Here is a 2,687-nt window from a genome sequence, read left to right on the forward strand (position 1 = left end):
GCCACGGTGACCAGGACCACGCCGATCCGCCACACCGGGCCCCGCCCGCGCCACACGCCCCGCTCGGTCACCGACCCCTGCCCTCCCGCACTCTCGAGCCCTCGCCCCCGACCGGGCTGCGGCCATCGATCACCCACGCTAGCGGGCGACCTGACGGCGACCGCCCCCGGTGCCGGACCTGCCTACTAGAATCGGTGCGAATTCCCGGGCGCGCGTCCGGGGTCCCGAGAACGCCGATCAGCGAGGTACGCCAGTGTCCGTCGAAGTGACCATCGAGATCCCCAAGGGCTCGCGCAACAAGTACGAGATCCACCACGAGACCGGGAAGATCTACCTCGACCGGTTCCTGTTCACCTCGATGGGCTACCCGGCCGACTACGGGTTCATCGACAACACGCTCGCCGACGACGGCGACCCGTGCGATGCGCTGGTCCTGCTGGACGAGTCGGTGCACCCCGGCGTGATCGTCAACGCCCGCGTCGTGGGTGTCTACACCATGTCCGACGAGGCCGGCGGCGACGACAAGCTGCTGTGCGTCCCGGCCACGGACCCGCGGTGGGAGCACATCCAGGACATCGAGGACGTCCCGGACTTCGAGCTCAAGGCGATCGAGCACTTCTTCCTCCACTACAAGGACCTCGAGCCCGGCAAGCACGTCACGCCCGGTGAGTGGAAGGGCAAGGACCTCGGGGAGAAGCTCATCGCCGAGGGCGTCGAGAACTTCGCCAAGCACCCCGAGGAGAAGGCCGAGCCCAACCGCGGCTGACCCCGGGCGGCCGGGGGTCCGCCCGCGTGGCCGGGGGTCCCCGCCGCGTCGGCCCACACGCCCGCACGTACACGAGCCGTCACTCCGGGCAGCGTTTCCCCTGGTGTGGATCCGCCGTTACGTACCGGAGTGACGGCTCACCTTTTCTGGCGACCGTTCGTCGGGTCGGCCAGCGCGGCCTGGTTCGTGGCCTCAGCGGCCGGTGAACTTCGCCTCGCGCTTCTCGAGCGTCGCCGAGATGGCCTCCATCATGTCGGAGGAGGCGAGGAACCCGGCGTTCCACGTGGCCACGTAGCGGTTGTTCTCGCGGATCTGCCCCTCGATGCCGCGGTTGAGCACCTCGCGGGTCCCGCGGACCACCAGCGGGGGGTTGGCGGCGATCTCGGCGGCGGTGGCGTGGGCCGAGGCCAACACACCGGCGGCGTCCTCGGCCACCTGGGTGACCAGCCCGTAGCGCAGGGCGGTCTGGGCGTCGATGTCCCGGCCGGTGAGGGCGAGTTCCCGGGTCAGCCCGGAGCCGATGATGTGGGGAAGCCGCGCGAGCGAGCCCATGTCGGCCACGATCCCCACCTTGACCTCGCGGATCGAGTAGGTCGAGTCGGCGGCGCCGTGGCGGACGTCGCAGGCGGAGATCAGGTCCACCGCGCCCCCGATGCAGCGGCCCTGGACCGCCGCGACGGTGGGGGTCTTGGCCGACGCCACCGAGTCGATGGCGCGACGCATGTTCTCCACGAAGTCCAGGATCCGCTCGTTACGAGAGGCGTCCGGGGTCGTGTCCTGGGGAAGGAACTCCATGAACTGCGGCATCATCGCCATGAGGTCGAGCCCATAGGAGAAGTTGCGGCCCTCCCCGGCGATGACGGCCGCACGGACCTCCGGATCGGCGTCGAGCTCCGCCATCACGCGGGGCATCTCCGCCCAGAAATCCGGCCCCATGCCGTTGTGGGGGCCGGGCCCGATCAGCGTCACCTGCGCGACGTGCGGATGCCGGACCGCCTTCTCGATGCGGACGGAGGAGTACTGACCGGGCGCGGCCGAGGTGTCTTGAGTGCTCATGCGCTCAGCCTGCCATGACGACCTCAGGCGCGGACGTCAGGCATGACGAACCAGAGGATCAGGTACAGGAGCACCTGCGGCCCGGGCAGCAGCAGGGAGGCCACGAACAGGACGCGGACCAACACCGGGTCGATCCCGAAGTAGTCGGCGAGCCCGCCGCACACGCCCCCGATCCAGCGGTCCTCGGAGCGGGTCAGTCGTTTGGGCTGGGAGTCTGAAGGGTAGGTCATGACATGTCACCTCGTCGTCGTCAATGGCGGTCGGGGACCTCTCCCCGACGACCTCCAGTCTCCTCCCCCACGGCGCCCGCCACATCCGGGTTCGACCCCGATCCCCACCCTGATCCGTGCCTCGGGGTAGATGCGGGGACGGAGTCCCGGGGTGGGCGCGCAGGCGAGCTCTCCCGAGGTGTCAGCGGCTCAGGTGTGGAACTCGCCGCAGTCCACGGTCAGGGTCTGGCCGGTGACCGCCGACGCCGCGTCCGACAGGAGGAACAGCACCGGGTCGACGATCTCGCGCTCGCTGGGCAGGCGCCTCAGGTCCATCTTCTCGGCGGTGTGGGCGTAGACGTCCTCCACGGTCCCGCCGTACTTGCCCGCCAGGTGCTCGAAGTACCCCTTGAGCGTCTCGCCGTAGATGTAGCCGGGCGCCACGGTGTTGACGCGGATGCCGCGCGGCCCGAGCTCCGTGGCCAGGGAGTGGCCCAGCGCGACGAGGGCGGTCTTGGCGATCTTGTAGCCGGCGTAGCGCTCGCGGGAGTGGTGGATGACCGCGGAGGCCATCATGACCACGGAGCTGCTCCCGGGCGCGGCGCTGCTCTCGGCCCCGGAGTCGGCCCCGGAGTCGGCCCCGCCTGCCCCCGCCG

At 70.3% G+C, this 2,687-nt stretch carries 4 protein-coding genes; 1 reads left to right on the plus strand and 3 read right to left on the minus strand.

Annotated features, from left to right (window positions below; genetic code table 11):
* The first annotated feature begins 253 nt into the window (after window positions 1–253).
* A complete protein-coding gene (locus G6019_RS08070) occupies window positions 254–766 on the plus strand; it encodes an inorganic diphosphatase (RefSeq protein ID WP_182612211.1) in 513 nt (170 codons plus the stop codon).
* A gap of 192 nt (window positions 767–958) precedes the next feature.
* On the opposite strand, the gene G6019_RS08075 is transcribed toward G6019_RS08070, so the two are convergent.
* From G6019_RS08075 to G6019_RS08085, 3 genes are all read right to left on the minus strand, one after another.
* Entirely contained in the window at window positions 959–1,822 is an 864-nt protein-coding gene (locus G6019_RS08075; protein ID WP_182612212.1) for a crotonase/enoyl-CoA hydratase family protein, read from the minus strand.
* 23 nt (window positions 1,823–1,845) lie between these two features.
* Window positions 1,846–2,052, minus strand: a complete 207-nt coding sequence (locus G6019_RS08080; protein ID WP_107755660.1) for a PspC domain-containing protein — start codon at window positions 2,050–2,052, stop codon at window positions 1,846–1,848.
* Window positions 2,053–2,241: 189 nt separating this feature from the next.
* Window positions 2,242–2,687: SDR family oxidoreductase (locus tag G6019_RS08085; protein ID WP_182627367.1), on the minus strand; the 446-nt coding region annotated here is incomplete at its 5' end.

It is taken from the genome of Dietzia sp. DQ12-76 (assembly GCF_014145045.1).
GTDB lineage: Bacteria > Actinomycetota > Actinomycetes > Mycobacteriales > Mycobacteriaceae > Dietzia.